General features: G+C 44.8%; 10 protein-coding genes and 2 tRNA genes. 11 read left to right on the plus strand and 1 reads right to left on the minus strand.

The features are described 5' to 3' along the window. The first annotated feature begins 22 nt into the window (after positions 1-22). From BACCOPRO_RS01295 to rpoC, 11 genes are all read left to right on the plus strand, one after another. Positions 23-94: transfer RNA gene (locus BACCOPRO_RS01295), tRNA-Thr, on the plus strand. Positions 95-144: 50 nt separating this feature from the next. After that, on the plus strand, positions 145-1,329 hold the full coding sequence (tuf, locus tag BACCOPRO_RS01300) for an elongation factor Tu (RefSeq protein WP_008140167.1): 1,185 nt from the start codon (positions 145-147) through the stop codon (positions 1,327-1,329). Positions 1,330-1,387: 58 nt separating this feature from the next. Beyond that, positions 1,388-1,460 (plus strand) — tRNA-Trp (locus BACCOPRO_RS01305). 16 nt (positions 1,461-1,476) lie between these two features. Beyond that, positions 1,477-1,671, plus strand: a complete 195-nt coding sequence (secE, locus tag BACCOPRO_RS01310) for a preprotein translocase subunit SecE (protein ID WP_008140168.1) — start codon at positions 1,477-1,479, stop codon at positions 1,669-1,671. A gap of 12 nt (positions 1,672-1,683) precedes the next feature. Then, complete coding sequence (gene nusG / locus BACCOPRO_RS01315) at positions 1,684-2,226, plus strand: transcription termination/antitermination protein NusG (RefSeq protein ID WP_008140169.1); 543 nt, start codon at positions 1,684-1,686, stop codon at positions 2,224-2,226. Between the two features lie 62 nt (positions 2,227-2,288). Next, positions 2,289-2,732 (plus strand): 50S ribosomal protein L11, encoded by a 444-nt coding sequence (rplK, locus tag BACCOPRO_RS01320; protein ID WP_008140170.1) that lies wholly within the window; start codon positions 2,289-2,291, stop codon positions 2,730-2,732. Between the two features lie 16 nt (positions 2,733-2,748). After that, positions 2,749-3,447 (plus strand): 50S ribosomal protein L1, encoded by a 699-nt coding sequence (rplA, locus tag BACCOPRO_RS01325; protein WP_008140171.1) that lies wholly within the window; start codon positions 2,749-2,751, stop codon positions 3,445-3,447. 14 nt (positions 3,448-3,461) lie between these two features. Next, positions 3,462-3,977 (plus strand): 50S ribosomal protein L10, encoded by a 516-nt coding sequence (gene rplJ / locus BACCOPRO_RS01330; RefSeq protein WP_008140172.1) that lies wholly within the window; start codon positions 3,462-3,464, stop codon positions 3,975-3,977. Positions 3,978-4,056: 79 nt separating this feature from the next. Continuing rightward, positions 4,057-4,434: a 50S ribosomal protein L7/L12 gene (gene rplL / locus BACCOPRO_RS01335; RefSeq protein WP_008140174.1), complete on the plus strand. Its 378-nt coding sequence runs from the start codon at positions 4,057-4,059 to the stop codon at positions 4,432-4,434. A 139-nt stretch (positions 4,435-4,573) separates the two neighbouring features. Continuing rightward, positions 4,574-8,386: a DNA-directed RNA polymerase subunit beta gene (gene rpoB / locus BACCOPRO_RS01340; protein ID WP_008140175.1), complete on the plus strand. Its 3,813-nt coding sequence runs from the start codon at positions 4,574-4,576 to the stop codon at positions 8,384-8,386. 93 nt (positions 8,387-8,479) lie between these two features. Next, positions 8,480-12,766 (plus strand): DNA-directed RNA polymerase subunit beta', encoded by a 4,287-nt coding sequence (gene rpoC, locus BACCOPRO_RS01345; protein ID WP_008140176.1) that lies wholly within the window; start codon positions 8,480-8,482, stop codon positions 12,764-12,766. A gap of 105 nt (positions 12,767-12,871) precedes the next feature. Here the strand turns inward: rpoC and BACCOPRO_RS01350 are convergent, their stop codons facing one another. Further along, positions 12,872-15,001, minus strand: coding sequence for a right-handed parallel beta-helix repeat-containing protein (locus tag BACCOPRO_RS01350; RefSeq protein WP_008140178.1), 2,130 nt, complete (start codon positions 14,999-15,001; stop codon positions 12,872-12,874). Positions 15,002-15,518 lie beyond the last annotated feature (517 nt).

Here is a 15,518-nt window from a genome sequence, read left to right on the forward strand (position 1 = left end):
CTCTTCTTTTTCTTCTTCTTTTGCTGTTATAGCTCAGCGGTAGAGCACTTCCTTGGTAAGGAAGAGGTCCCGGGTTCAAGTCCCGGTAACAGCTCGTGAAATTGTAAAGCTGATTATTAATCAAAATAAATAACAAGTAAAGCTATGGCTAAAGAGAAATTTGAACGTTCGAAACCGCACGTTAACATTGGTACTATTGGTCACGTTGACCACGGTAAAACCACTTTGACTGCTGCCATCACAACTGTATTGGCAAAGAAAGGTCTTTCTGAAATGCGCTCATTCGATTCTATCGATAACGCTCCGGAAGAAAAGGAAAGAGGTATTACTATTAACACTTCTCACGTAGAATATCAGACTGCAAATCGTCACTATGCTCACGTAGACTGTCCGGGACACGCTGACTACGTTAAGAACATGGTAACTGGTGCTGCTCAGATGGATGGTGCTATCATCGTAGTTGCTGCTACTGATGGTCCGATGCCTCAGACTCGTGAACACATCCTGTTGGCTCGTCAGGTAAACGTACCGCGCTTGGTTGTATTCTTGAACAAGTGTGATATGGTTGACGATGAAGAAATGTTGGAACTGGTTGAAATGGAAATGCGCGAACTGCTGTCATTCTATGATTTCGACGGTGACAATACTCCTATCATCCGTGGTTCTGCTCTGGGTGCTTTGAATGGCGTTCCTCAGTGGGAAGATAAGATCATGGAACTGATGGATGCTGTTGATACTTGGATTCCTCTGCCTCCGCGTGATGTTGATAAACCGTTCTTGATGCCGGTTGAAGACGTATTCTCAATCACTGGTCGTGGTACTGTTGCTACTGGTCGTATCGAAGCTGGTGTGATCAAAGTTGGTGATGAAGTTGAAATCTTGGGTCTGGGCGAAGATAAGAAATCAGTTGTAACTGGTGTTGAAATGTTCCGTAAGTTGCTGGATCAGGGTGAAGCTGGTGATAATGTAGGTCTGTTGCTCCGTGGTATCGATAAGAATGAAATCAAACGTGGTATGATTCTTTGCCACCCGGGTCAGGTTAAGGCTCACTCTAAGTTCAAAGCTGAGGTTTATATCTTGAAGAAAGAAGAAGGTGGTCGTCACACTCCGTTCCACAATAAATACCGTCCTCAGTTCTATCTGCGTACAATGGACTGTACAGGTGAAATCTCTTTGCCGGAAGGAACTGATATGGTAATGCCGGGTGATAACGTAACTATCAATGTAGAATTGATCTACCCGGTAGCATTGAACGTAGGTCTGCGCTTCGCTATCCGTGAAGGTGGTCGTACAGTAGGTGCTGGTCAGATTACTGAACTTCTTGACTAATACCAATAGTCATTGAATATAGAATATAGTTCCCGGAAGCTTTTCGGGAACTATTTTTACGGGAATAGCTCAGTTGGTAGAGCATCGGTCTCCAAAACCGAGTGTCGGGAGTTCGAGCCTCTCTTCCCGTGCTAAAATTAAAAGAATATGTTTAAAACGATAACGAATTATTGTAAGGAATCTTACGACGAACTAGTCCATAAAGTTTCGTGGCCTACTCGTTCAGAACTTTCTGGTAGTGCAGTGGCTGTTTTAACTGCTTCCCTGCTCATTGCACTCGTTGTTTTTCTTATGGACTCTGCCTTCCAGTTTATAATGGAGGACGTTATCTATCCGCATTAAAACAGTATAAAGATGTCTGAGATTGAAAAAAAATGGTACGTACTACGTGCTGTAAGTGGAAAAGAAGCTAAGGTAAAAGAATACCTTGAAGCTGAAATGAGACACAGCGATCTAGGAGAGTATGTATCTCAGGTGTTGATTCCGACCGAAAAGACTTATCAGGTTCGTAATGGTAAGAAGATCGTAAAAGAGCGTACTTATCTTCCTGGTTATGTTTTGGTGGAAGCTGCTTTGGTTGGTGAAGTTGCTCACCAGTTGAGAAACATCACAAACGTAATAGGCTTTCTGGGAGGACAGGATCATCCTGTGCCTTTGAGACAATCGGAAGTGAATCGTATACTGGGAACGGTAGATGAACTTCAAGAGATCGGGGAAGATTTGAATATCCCTTATGCTGTAGGAGAAACAGTGAAAGTTTCAGTTGGACCGTTTAGCGGATTCAGTGGTGTCATTGAAGAAGTGAGTGCGGAAAAACGTAAACTGAAAGTAATGGTCAAAATATTTGGGCGTAAAACACCGCTTGAATTAGGCTTTACGGATGTGGAAAAAGAATGATGCATTTTGTTACGTGCAAGAGTTCTGTTCGTTAAATGTTTATATAAAAATTTACTAAAGAAATGGCTAAAGAAGTTGCTGGACTAATCAAATTACAGATTAAAGGAGGCGCTGCAAATCCATCACCTCCCGTTGGACCTGCTTTGGGTTCTAAGGGTATTAATATCATGGAATTTTGCAAGCAATTCAACGCCAGAACCCAGGACAAGGCAGGTAAAGTATTACCTGTAATCATTACCTACTACACAGATAAGTCTTTCGATTTTGTAATCAAGACTCCTCCTGTTGCTATTCAGTTGCTTGAGGCAGCCAAGATTAAGAGCGGTTCTGCAGAACCTAATCGTAAGAAAGTTGCTGAACTTACTTGGGATCAGATTCGTGCAATTGCTCAGGACAAATTGGTTGACTTGAACTGCTTTACTATTGAGTCAGCGATGACTATGGTGGCAGGAACAGCTAGAAGTATGGGTATCGCTGTAAAAGGTGACTTCCCGGGTAATAATTAATTAACTTCAATTGACAATGGGTAAACTGACAAAAAATCAAAAGTTGGCTGCAGGTAAAATTGAAGCAGGGAAAGCATACTCACTGAAAGAAGCATCTCAGTTGGTAAAGGATATTACTTTTACTAAATTCGATGCTTCATTAGATATTGACGTACGTTTAGGTGTAGACCCTCGTAAGGCAAACCAGATGGTAAGAGGTGTCGTATCTCTGCCTCATGGTACAGGTAAGCAGGTTCGCGTGCTTGTTCTGTGTACACCGGATGTTGAAGCTGCTGCAAAAGAAGCTGGTGCTGACTATGTTGGTCTTGATGAATATATCGAAAAGATCAAAGGTGGATGGACTGATATTGATGTGATCATCACTATGCCGTCTATCATGGGTAAGATCGGTGCTCTGGGTCGTGTGCTCGGTCCTCGTGGATTGATGCCTAATCCAAAGAGTGGAACTGTAACGATGGATGTAGCTAAAGCTGTTAAGGAAGTTAAGCAAGGTAAGATTGACTTTAAAGTTGATAAGAGCGGTATCGTTCACACATCAATTGGTAAGGTGTCTTTCACTGCTGATCAGATCCGTGACAATGCGAAGGAATTTATCGCAACTATCATTAAACTGAAACCTACTACAGCTAAGGGTACTTATATTAAGAGTATTTATCTTTCAAGTACTATGAGTAAGGGTATCAAGATAGACCCTAAATCAGTAGACGAAATCTAAAATTAGGAGGAATCATGAGAAAGGAAGATAAAGGCGTAATTATAAGTCAGTTGGCTGATACCGTAAAGCAGTACGGACATTTTTATTTGGTTGATACTACTGCAATGGATGCTGCTTCAACCAGCGAATTGCGTAGAAAATGTTTTAAGGCTGGTATCAAGCTGGTAGTTGTGAAGAACTCTTTGCTTCACAAGGCTCTGATGAACTTGGATGTTGATTTCTCACCATTGTTCGATTCTTTGAAAGGTACAACCTCAGTTATGTTTAGCGAAGTAGCTAATGCTCCTGCTAAATTGCTGAAAGAATACAAAGATGGTGTTCCTGCATTGAAAGCTGCTTATGCAGAAGAAGGTTTCTATGTAGGTGCAGATCAACTGGAAGCTCTCGCAACAATCAAGAGCAAGAACGAAGTTATCGCAGATATCGTGGCATTGCTGCAGTCTCCTGCGAAGAACGTTATCTCTGCTCTTCAATCAGGTGGAAACACTATTCATGGTGTGCTTAAGACTTTGGGTGAACGTGCTGAATAATTATAAAGCATTTGACTCAAGTTTTAGAAATAACAACTTTAATAATCAATTAGTAACAAACAATTAAAATCATACAAAAATGGCAGATTTGAAAGCTTTTGCAGAACAATTAGTTAACTTGACAGTAAAAGAAGTTAATGAACTTGCAACTATCCTTAAAGAAGAATATGGTATTGAACCTGCTGCTGCAGCTGTAGCTGTTGCTGCTGGTCCTGCTGCTGCTGGTGCAGCTGCTGCTGAAGAAAAAACTTCATTCGATGTAGTTTTGAAGAGCGCAGGTGCTGCTAAATTGCAGGTAGTTAAGGCCGTTAAGGAATCTTGTGGTCTTGGCTTGAAAGAAGCAAAAGACTTGGTTGACGGTGCTCCTAGCGTAGTTAAAGAAGGTTTGGCTAAAGACGAAGCTGAATCTCTGAAGAAAACTTTGGAAGAAGCTGGAGCTGAAGTTGAACTTAAATAAGATTATCCTGTAAATCAGGTAGTTCGGTTAGGAATCCTCTTACAAGGGGATTCTTAACCTTTTTGCGTCTATATTAAGTTGGCAAGCTCGGATTCCCTCAATTGTCAATTGTCGATTTCTAATTTTCAATTCTAGATAGATGTCTTCAAATACTCAAAATCAACGAATTAACTTTGCTTCCATTAAGAATCCGATGCAGTATCCGGATTTTCTGGAAGTGCAATTGAAGTCATTCCAGGACTTCCTTCAATTGGATACCCCACCCGAAAAGCGAAAGAATGACGGTTTGTATAAAGTATTTGCTGAGAATTTCCCGATAGCAGATACCCGTAATAATTTCGTGCTCGAGTTCCTTGACTACTATATCGATCCGCCTCACTACAGTATTGATGACTGTCTGGAGCGTGGCTTGACTTATAGTGTTCCCTTGAAAGCTAAATTAAAGCTTTATTGTACAGACCCCGATCACGAAGATTTTGACACTGTCATCCAAGACGTATATCTGGGTCCTATTCCTTACATGACTCCGAAAGGAACATTCGTAATTAATGGTGCAGAGCGAGTTGTCGTTTCACAGCTTCACCGTTCTCCGGGTGTATTCTTTGGACAGAGTATCCATGCTAATGGTACAAAACTCTATTCAGCCCGTATTATTCCTTTCAAAGGCTCATGGATTGAGTTCGCTACAGACATCAACAATGTGATGTACGCCTACATTGACCGTAAGAAGAAATTGCCTGTCACCACATTGTTGAGAGCTGTTGGTTTCGAGAATGACAAGGATATTCTTGAGATTTTTAACTTGGCTGAAGACATCAAGGTGAATAAGGCCAATCTGAAAAAGATTGTCGGTCGTAAACTGGCTGCCCGTGTGTTGAAAACATGGACTGAAGACTTCGTTGACGAAGATACCGGTGAAGTTGTATCTATTGAACGTAATGAGGTTGTTATTGACCGTGAAACCATTATCGAACCCGAACACATTGATCTGATTATCGAATCAGGTGTTCAGAATATTCTGGTTCATAATGAGGAAGCCAATACATCTGATTATTCTATTATTTTCAATACTCTTCAGAAAGACCCGAGTAACTCTGAGAAGGAAGCTGTACTTTACATCTATCGTCAGTTGCGTAATGCAGATCCTGCTGATGATGCCAGTGCACGTGAAGTTATCAACAACTTGTTCTTCTCTGAAAAGCGTTATGATTTAGGTGAAGTTGGTCGTTACCGTATCAACAAGAAATTGTCTTTGGACACCAGCATGGATGTCCGGGTACTGACCAAACATGATATTATTGAAATCATCAAGTATCTGATTGAGCTGATTAACTCTAAAGCAGATGTTGATGATATTGACCACTTGAGCAACCGTCGTGTACGTACCGTAGGTGAACAGTTGTCTAATCAGTTCGCTATCGGTTTGGCACGTATGTCCCGTACGATCCGTGAACGTATGAATGTACGCGACAACGAAGTATTTACTCCGATTGATCTGATCAATGCGAAGACAATCTCTTCTGTGATCAACTCATTCTTCGGAACCAATGCTTTGTCACAGTTCATGGACCAGACTAACCCGTTGGCTGAAATTACACATAAGCGTCGTTTGTCAGCTTTGGGTCCTGGTGGTTTGTCACGTGACCGTGCAGGTTTTGAGGTGCGAGACGTACACTATACTCATTATGGTCGTCTGTGTCCGATCGAAACACCGGAAGGTCCGAACATCGGTTTGATCTCTTCTTTGTGTGTCTATGCAAAGATCAACGATCTGGGCTTTATCGTAACTCCTTATCGTAAGGTAAAGGATGGAGTAGTTGATTTGTCTCCGGAAGGTATCGAATACCTGTCTGCAGAAGAAGAAGAAGACAAGATCATCGCTCAGGGTAATGCTCCGTTGAACGATGACGGTACTTTCATCCGTGAGAAAGTAAAAGCTCGTCGTGATGCCGATTATCCGGTTGTAACTCCGGATCAGGTTGAGCTGATGGACGTTTCTCCGCAGCAGATTGCTTCTATTGCCGCTTCTTTGATTCCGTTCCTGGAACATGATGACGCGAACCGTGCGTTGATGGGATCAAACATGATGAGACAGGCCGTTCCTTTGCTGAAGACCGAAGCTCCGATTGTTGGTACTGGTATCGAAAGACAGCTGTGTGAAGATTCACGTACTCAGATTGCTGCTGAGGGCGATGGTGTAATCGATTTCGTAGATGCTACTACAATTCGTATTTTGTATGACCGTACAGAAGACGAAGAGTTTGTAAGCTTTGAACCGGCTCTGAAAGAATATCGTATTCCGAAATTCCGTAAGACCAACCAGAGCATGACTATTGACCTGCGTCCGATTTGTGAAAAAGGTCAGCGCGTCAAGAAAGGTGATATCCTGACTGAAGGTTATTCTACAGCTAACGGTGAGCTGGCTTTGGGTAAGAACCTGCTGGTAGCTTACATGCCGTGGAAAGGTTACAACTACGAGGATGCTATTGTATTGAATGAACGCGTGGTTCGTGAAGACATTCTGACTTCAGTCCACGTTGATGAATATATTCTGGAAGTTCGCGAGACGAAGCGCGGAATGGAAGAACTGACTTCAGATATTCCGAACGTCAGCGAAGAAGCTACCAAGGATCTGGATGAAAACGGTATCGTCCGTATCGGTGCCCGTATTGAACCGGGAGATATCCTGATCGGTAAGATTACACCGAAGGGTGAATCAGATCCTTCTCCGGAAGAAAAACTGTTGCGTGCGATTTTCGGTGACAAGGCCGGTGATGTAAAAGACGCTTCTCTGAAAGCATCTCCTTCACTCCGTGGTGTTGTTATTGATAAGAAGCTGTACTCACGTGTGATCAAGACCCGCAGCGAAAAGAACGCTGACAAGGCTATTCTGCCGAAACTGAATGAAGAGTTCGAAGAAAAGGCAGCAGCTTTGAAGGAAGTAATGGTCAACAAGTTGCTGGTACTTACCAACGACAAGGTTTCTCAGGGTGTAAAAGACTATTTGGGAACCGAAGTGATTGCCAAGGGTGCCAAGTTTACTAAACGTGATCTGGAATCATTGGATTATACCATCATCCAGTTGAGCAAGTGGACAGCTGATGCACACAAGAATGATATGATCCGTGACCTGATTGTAAACTATCTGAAGAAGTATAAAGAACTGGATGCAGAGCTGAAGCGTAAGAAGTTCGCTCTGACAATCGGTGATGAGCTGCCTTCAGGTATCATTCAGATGGCTAAGGTTTATATCGCTAAGAAACGTAAGATTGGTGTTGGTGACAAGATGGCCGGTCGTCACGGTAACAAGGGTATCGTATCCCGCGTGGTTCGTCAGGAAGATATGCCGTTCCTGGCAGACGGTACTCCGGTAGATATCGTATTGAACCCGTTGGGTGTGCCTTCACGTATGAACATCGGTCAGATCTTCGAGGCCGTTCTTGGTCGTGCCGGAAAAGAACTGGGAGTTAAGTTTGCTACTCCTATCTTTGATGGCGCTACATTGGAAGATTTGGATAAGTGGACGGACAAAGCTGGTCTGCCGCGTTATTGCAAGACATACTTGTATGATGGTGGTACCGGTGAGCAGTTCGACCAGCCCGCAACGGTAGGTGTTACCTATATGTTGAAACTGGGTCACATGGTTGAAGACAAGATGCATGCCCGTTCTATCGGTCCGTACTCTTTGATTACTCAGCAGCCGCTTGGTGGTAAGGCTCAGTTCGGTGGTCAGCGTTTCGGAGAAATGGAGGTTTGGGCTATTGAAGCCTTTGGTGCCGCTCATGTGCTCCAGGAAATCCTGACTATCAAGTCCGATGATGTAGTAGGACGTTCTAAGGCATATGAAGCCATTGTGAAGGGTGAACCGATGCCTACACCGGGAATCCCCGAATCTCTGAACGTATTGCTGCATGAACTGAGAGGTCTCTGCCTGAGCATTACGCTGGAATAAAATTATATTATCGGAAGCCGGAAAACCGTTCCCGGTGAACTGAGATCCGGTTTCCGATCATCAACATTCAATCAATAGATATAAATATAAAGTATGGCTTTTAGAAAAGATACTAAGATAAAGAGTAATTTCTCGAAGATTACAATCGGACTGGCATCGCCTGAAGAAATTCTGGAGAACTCTTACGGTGAAGTGCTGAAACCGGAGACCATCAACTACCGTACTTATAAGCCGGAACGTGACGGTTTGTTCTGCGAACGTATCTTCGGACCGGTTAAGGACTATGAGTGCCATTGCGGTAAGTACAAACGTATCCGTTATAAAGGTATTGTCTGCGACCGATGCGGTGTGGAAGTGACTGAAAAGAAAGTTCGTCGTGAACGTAGTGGTCACATCCAGCTGGTTGTACCGGTTGCACATATCTGGTATTTCCGTTCTTTGCCGAACAAGATCGGTTATCTGCTGGGCTTGCCGACAAAGAAACTTGATGCAATTATTTACTACGAACGCTATGTTGTTATCCAGCCGGGTGTGAAGGCTGAAGACGGCATCAGCAAATATGATCTTCTTTCTGAAGAAGAATATCTGGATATTCTGGATACTCTTCCGAAAGACAACCAATATCTGGAAGACAGCGATCCGAATAAGTTCATCGCCAAGATGGGTGCGGAAGCTATCTATGACCTGCTGGTAGGTCTTGACCTGGATGCTCTTTCTTATGAACTGCGTCACAAGGCAAACAACGACTCTTCTCAGCAGCGTAAGAATGAAGCTTTGAAGCGTTTGCAGGTTGTTGAATCGTTCCGTGCTTCACGCGGACGCAACAAACCGGAATGGATGATCGTACGTATCGTACCGGTTATCCCGCCTGAACTCCGTCCGCTGGTTCCGCTGGATGGTGGACGTTTCGCTACTTCTGACTTGAACGATCTTTACCGTCGTGTGATTATCCGTAACAACCGTCTGAAGAGACTTATCGAAATCAAGGCTCCTGAAGTGATTCTGCGTAACGAAAAACGTATGTTGCAGGAAGCTGTCGATTCACTGTTCGATAACTCACGTAAGTCAAGTGCAGTGAAGACTGATGCCAACCGTCCGTTGAAATCTCTTTCTGACAGCTTGAAAGGTAAGCAGGGACGTTTCCGTCAGAACTTGCTGGGTAAGCGTGTTGACTATTCTGCCCGTTCGGTTATCGTCGTAGGTCCGGAACTGAAGATGGGTGAATGCGGTATTCCGAAACTGATGGCTGCTGAACTTTACAAACCGTTTATCATCCGTAAATTGATTGAACGCGGTATCGTAAAGACAGTGAAGTCTGCCAAGAAGATCGTTGACCGTAAGGAACCTGTTATCTGGGATATCCTGGAACACGTAATGAAGGGTCATCCGGTATTGTTGAACCGTGCGCCGACACTTCACCGTCTGGGTATTCAGGCTTTCCAGCCGAAGATGATCGAAGGAAAAGCTATTCAGCTGCACCCGTTGGCATGTACGGCGTTCAATGCCGACTTCGACGGTGACCAGATGGCTGTTCACTTGCCTTTGAGCAACGAAGCAGTTCTGGAAGCACAGATGCTGATGCTCCAGGCTCATAATATTCTGAACCCTGCGAATGGTGCGCCGATCACAGTGCCTGCTCAGGATATGGTATTGGGTCTGTATTACATCACCAAGCTGCGTAAGGGTGCTAAAGGTGAAGGCCTGATCTTCTACGGTCCGGAAGAAGCATTGATTGCTTACAACGAAGGTAAGGTAGATATCCATGCTATCGTCAGCGTTGTTGCAAAAGACCTGGATGAAAACGGCAATATTGTTGATAAGATGATTAAGGAAACTTCTGTTGGTCGTGTGATCGTTAACGAAATCGTGCCGGCAGAATGTGGATATATCAATACGATCATTTCCAAGAAGTCTCTGCGTGACATCATCAGCGATGTTATCAAGACTGTCGGTGTAGCCCGTGCCTGCGAATTCCTGGATGGAATCAAGAACCTGGGTTACAAGATGGCCTTCGAAGGCGGTCTGTCCTTCAACTTGGGTGATATCATCATCCCGAAGGAAAAGGAAGAGCTGGTTAAACGCGGTAACGAGGAAATCGAACAGATCATGATGAACTATAACATGGGTTTCATCACCGACAACGAACGTTACAATCAGGTGATCGATACCTGGACTCATGTCAACAGCGACCTGTCCGATATTCTGTACAAGACTATCAAGAACGACGACCAGGGATTCAACTCTGTATTTATGATGCTGGATTCCGGAGCCCGTGGTTCTAAGGAACAGATCCGTCAGTTGTCTGGTATGCGTGGTTTGATGGCGAAACCCCAGAAAGCCGGTGCAGAAGGTGCACAGATCATTGAGAACCCGATTCTTTCTAACTTTAAGGAAGGTTTGTCCGTGTTGGAATACTTTATTTCTACTCACGGTGCTCGTAAGGGTCTTGCCGATACTGCATTGAAGACTGCCGATGCCGGATATCTGACTCGTCGTCTTGTCGATGTATCTCATGACGTGATCATTAATGAAGAAGACTGCGGTACGCTGCGCGGACTTGTCTGCACAGCCTTGAAGAATAACGATGAAGTCATCGCGACTTTGTACGAACGTATTCTGGGCCGTGTGTCTGTACACGATATTATTCACCCCACAACTGGTAAGCTGATTGTTGCTTCCGGTGAAGAGATTACAGAAGCCATTGCTGAAGAAATCGAAAAATCTCCGATCGAGAGCGTAGAAATCCGTTCAGTATTGACTTGTGAATCCAAGAAGGGTGTATGTGCTAAATGTTACGGACGTAACCTGGCAACGAGCCGTATGGTTCAGAAAGGTGAAGCTGTCGGCGTAATCGCTGCCCAGTCTATCGGTGAACCGGGTACTCAGTTGACTCTGCGTACATTCCACGCCGGAGGTATCGCAGGTAACATGGCTGCCAATGCAAGTATCGTTGCCAAGAACGATGCTCGTCTGGAATTCGAGGAATTGCGTACGGTAGATGCTGTTGAAGAAACAGGCGAACCGGTTAAGATTGTTGTAGGACGTCTGGCTGAAGTTCGTTTCGTTGACGTCAACACAGGTATTATCCTTTCTACTCACAACGTTCCTTATGGTTCTAAACTGTATGCATCCGACGGTGATGTAGTTGAAAAGGGTAAGCTGATTGCCAAGTGGGATCCGTTCAACGCTGTTATCGTTACTGAAGCTGCCGGTAAGATCGACTTCGAATCTGTAATTGAGAACGTTACTTATAAGGTTGAATCCGATGAAGCAACCGGTTTGCGTGAAATCATCATTACGGAATCTAAGGATAAGAACAAGATCCCGTCACTTCACATTGTTGACGAGAACGGCGGTATTATCCGTACTTACAACCTTCCGGTAGGAGGTCACGTAGTGGTAGAAGACAAGCAGACTGTTAAGGCTGGTGATATTCTGGTTAAGATTCCGCGTGCCGTAGGTAAGGCGGGCGATATCACCGGTGGTCTTCCTCGTGTTACTGAGCTGTTCGAAGCCAGAAATCCGTCTAACCCGGCAGTTGTATCGGAAATCGACGGTGAAGTGACTATGGGTAAGATCAAGCGTGGTAACCGTGAGATCATCGTAACTTCCAAGACTGGCGATGTGAAGAAATACCTGGTTGCTCTGTCCAAGCAGATTCTGGTACAGGAGAACGACTATGTACGTGCCGGAACTCCGTTGTCGGATGGTGCTATTACTCCTGCTGACATCCTGGCCATCAAGGGTCCTACGGCTGTACAGGAATACATCGTTAATGAAATCCAGGACGTATACCGTCTGCAGGGTGTGAAGATTAACGACAAGCACTTTGAAATCATCGTACGTCAGATGATGCGTAAGGTTCAGATCGACGAACCGGGCGATACCCGCTTCCTGGAACAGCAGGTTGTTGACCGTCTGGAATTCAATGAAGAGAACGACCGTATCTGGGGTAAGAAAGTGGTTGTAGACGCCGGAGACTCTCAGAACCTCCAGCCGGGTCAGATTGTAACTGCCCGCAAGTTGCGTGATGAGAACAGTATGTTGAAGCGTCGTGATATGAAACTGGTTGAAGTGCGTGATGCAGTTCCTGCTACTTCTACTCAGATTCTGCAGGGTATCACCCGTGCTGCTTTGCAGACTTCAAGCTTCATGTCAGCTGCTTCCTTCCAGGAAACGACGAAGGTCCTCAACGAGGCTGCTATCAACGGAAAGGTAGACCGTCTGGAAGGTATGAAGGAGAACGTTATCTGTGGTCACCTGATTCCTGCCGGTACCGGTCAGCGTGAGTTCGAAAAGATTGTGGTAGGTTCGAAAGAAGAATACGACCGTATTCTGGCCAACCGCAAGAATGTATTGGACTATAGCGAAGTAGAATAAGCTTTCGGATACGGAAGCAATTCCTGAAATATAATAAATGGGCACCCACCGGATGGTGGATGCCCATTTTTATTTCATCGATTATTGGATGTGTCCTGTGATGTATTACTGCTCTTCCAGTGAACATCCTATCTGGTCGAATGGCAACTGCGGGAATCCCTGTATATACTTATATATGGGAGCATCTTCCTTGAATCCTTTCAGCGGATTTTCCGGATCTATAAATCCCGGATCGTTGTTGGTAGACCAGTTGTTCCGGAATTCTCCCCATTGAGTCTGTCCGTTCACGATGTTTTTGATGCGGTAGAACAGGTTTCCTTCTATTACATTGCCATGAGGGTAGGAGGGATCTTCTTCCCAGTAATGTGCCAGAAACGGATAAGTCGTGCTGTAAGGTGCCTCCTTGTATTTTACTGTTTTCAGGCGCTGGTCAATGATTCCATCAGGTGCAACCATTCCTGTTCCCCAGTTCTGCATGCGGTTGTCCAGGTGGATGGCTACAGGTGAATCAATGAAAATGTTGTGATGATAGTGGTTGTAATGTCCGCCTCCGATCAGTACGGGGAGTGAGCCGGCATTGTGGTAGATGTTTCCGTACACTTCACCTCCACAGGCTCCGTCGTCATGATAGGTAGCTGTGACACGGTGGCGCGGGCTGAGTTTGTGGAAGTAACAGTAACGGATTACGTTGCCCAGTTCCGACGGATCCCGTCCATAATAGATAGCTCCCTGGTCATCAACCTCACTGCATACATTCGTGATCTTACAGAATTCAATCGTGTGATTGTTCCCGTGAAAGAGAATAGCCATGCTGGGAGCGTTGTAGATGTCGCATTTGCTTACCCGGTTGCCAACACCATCGATCCAGATACCGGGCCTGTATGACTTTTCTACGCGGTTAAAATCATGGATGCGGCAGTTTTCCACAAAGTTTCCGGCCGGAGTAAGTGTGGCACGGTCACCTCCACCCAGACTGATACCTCCGCTTCCTGTGTTGTAGATGTAGCAGTCGGTGATTCCGTTATCGGTTCCGCCGTTGCGGTTGAAAAGGATATCCTGATATAGTCTTCCCATAAGATCGCCCACGACACGTGATTTAGGCGTTCCTCCGGCTTCTGCGGCATGTGGTTTCAGTGTCTTCTTGTCGGGCGTTTCTGTTCCTTTTCCTATGGAAATACCTACACCGCCGACATTACGGACCGTACATCCGGTGATGCGTACATGCTGTGTGTTTTCAAGATAAATCCCGATGGACCGTCCGTATTCGAAGGTTAGTTTGCTGAGGGTGATGTTCCGGCAGTTTTCTATGGCAACCAGCGGGTCGTTCATGACAGAGACATTCAAGGTACGGGTATTTTCAGGCAGATAGACATACATCTTTCCGTTTTCCTTATCAATGACATATTCGCCCGGGAGATCCAGTTCTTCGAGCAGATTCAGGGCATACCAGCGTCTCCAGTCAGCTCCTGTCATAAATCCGTAGACGGTCTGCTGTGCGGTATGAATGGTCTTTGTTTCGGGATCCAGATGATCTACGCGTATCATGTCGCTGGCATAGCCGTGTGCAAAATAACCGCCTATCCAGAAGGATCCTGCCTGAGTCCAGGCCGACGGGCGGTCTTCGTTGTATTGGAATACGGGTAGTTTGGCTTCTTTGACTTTCTCTCCAGTTCCGGCTTCCAGAACTTTGCCTATCAGTACCGTAGAATCGTTGGGCCAGCGTGACAGGCTGAGAGGTGCATCATTGGCAAAAAGTTCGCTCCATGCGGGGCTGCTGGGACGCCCGAAACCGGACGGACGCAGGTCGGTCATGGGAATGTTAAGCCGGTTGAAATCTATTTCCCGTATTTGTTTACGGGCGCTTTCGGGGAGTCGTGCGATAATTTTCTTATCGGATACTTTCTTCATGGCCGAAAGGGGAATCTCTTTTCCTCCGGAAATGCTTACCTTTTCATTCTGGTACGGGCAGATGGTCAGGGAAGCATATTTCCCGCTGCTGCCTATCTCCAGTGTTTGGGACTGTTCGTAGATGCCTTTGCGTAAGATGATCTGTACGTCTTCATTTTCCAGTGTTCCGGCTTTCTCCAAAGCAGCCTGAATACTTTTCAGCGGGTGTGTAAAAGTTCCCGCTGCGCGGTCATTGCCTTTGGGGGATACGAAAATTTGTTTTTCAGCCCATGCAGATAGAGTAGTGCATCCCCAGAAGGTCAGTAACATAAGTAAGGAATGTTTCATAGTCTGTTGTTTTTCAAGAATAGTAGTTACTTTGCAAAGTAATGCTTTTTCCCGTAAATATCCAAATCAATTCCGGAAACGACCTTTCGTTTCAGCTTATGCGACCAGTTGATCCGGCTGTATCGTGCAGACACTTCTCCCGGATTGACTAGTCGATGCAGCCGTATCGACCAGGTGAAACTTTAGTATCGACTAGGTGAAACTTTTGTATCGACCTGATGAAACTTTTGTATCGACTTAGTGGAACTCTTGTATTGACCGGACAATGCGGCTGTATGGTATGGATGATTCGACCCGTTCTTCTGCAGGCTTCGGGCTTTTTTATGAAACTAATGTATTGTTGAGTACAAATATTTGAAGTCAATGGAGATAATCAAGTATTTTTATTCTCAGATCGAATAGATGGATAATTTTATCGGAAATATAGACTATCTTATTGAAATTTGTCTAAAACTTTTATTTTCTATCATTTTTTTCATCAATTTGAAATTTTCTTGTAATTTTTGCTAAAGTGACA

The sequence above is a fragment of the Phocaeicola coprophilus DSM 18228 = JCM 13818 genome, assembly GCF_000157915.1.
GTDB classification, from domain to species: Bacteria; Bacteroidota; Bacteroidia; order Bacteroidales; family Bacteroidaceae; genus Phocaeicola; species Phocaeicola coprophilus.

What these genes read in the sequence shown, in the direction of transcription:
- rplL (WP_008140174.1), top strand. Translation starts at nt 4,057, where the DNA reads ATGGCAGATTTGAAAGCTTTTGCAGAACAATTAGTTAACTTGACAGTA.
- secE (WP_008140168.1), top strand. Translation starts at nt 1,477, where the DNA reads ATGTTTAAAACGATAACGAATTATTGTAAGGAATCTTACGACGAACTA.
- rplK (WP_008140170.1), top strand. Translation starts at nt 2,289, where the DNA reads ATGGCTAAAGAAGTTGCTGGACTAATCAAATTACAGATTAAAGGAGGC.
- BACCOPRO_RS01350 (WP_008140178.1), bottom strand. Translation starts at nt 15,001, where the DNA reads ATGAAACATTCCTTACTTATGTTACTGACCTTCTGGGGATGCACTACT.
- nusG (WP_008140169.1), top strand. Translation starts at nt 1,684, where the DNA reads ATGTCTGAGATTGAAAAAAAATGGTACGTACTACGTGCTGTAAGTGGA.
- rplA (WP_008140171.1), top strand. Translation starts at nt 2,749, where the DNA reads ATGGGTAAACTGACAAAAAATCAAAAGTTGGCTGCAGGTAAAATTGAA.
- rplJ (WP_008140172.1), top strand. Translation starts at nt 3,462, where the DNA reads ATGAGAAAGGAAGATAAAGGCGTAATTATAAGTCAGTTGGCTGATACC.
- rpoC (WP_008140176.1), top strand. Translation starts at nt 8,480, where the DNA reads ATGGCTTTTAGAAAAGATACTAAGATAAAGAGTAATTTCTCGAAGATT.
- tuf (WP_008140167.1), top strand. Translation starts at nt 145, where the DNA reads ATGGCTAAAGAGAAATTTGAACGTTCGAAACCGCACGTTAACATTGGT.
- rpoB (WP_008140175.1), top strand. Translation starts at nt 4,574, where the DNA reads ATGTCTTCAAATACTCAAAATCAACGAATTAACTTTGCTTCCATTAAG.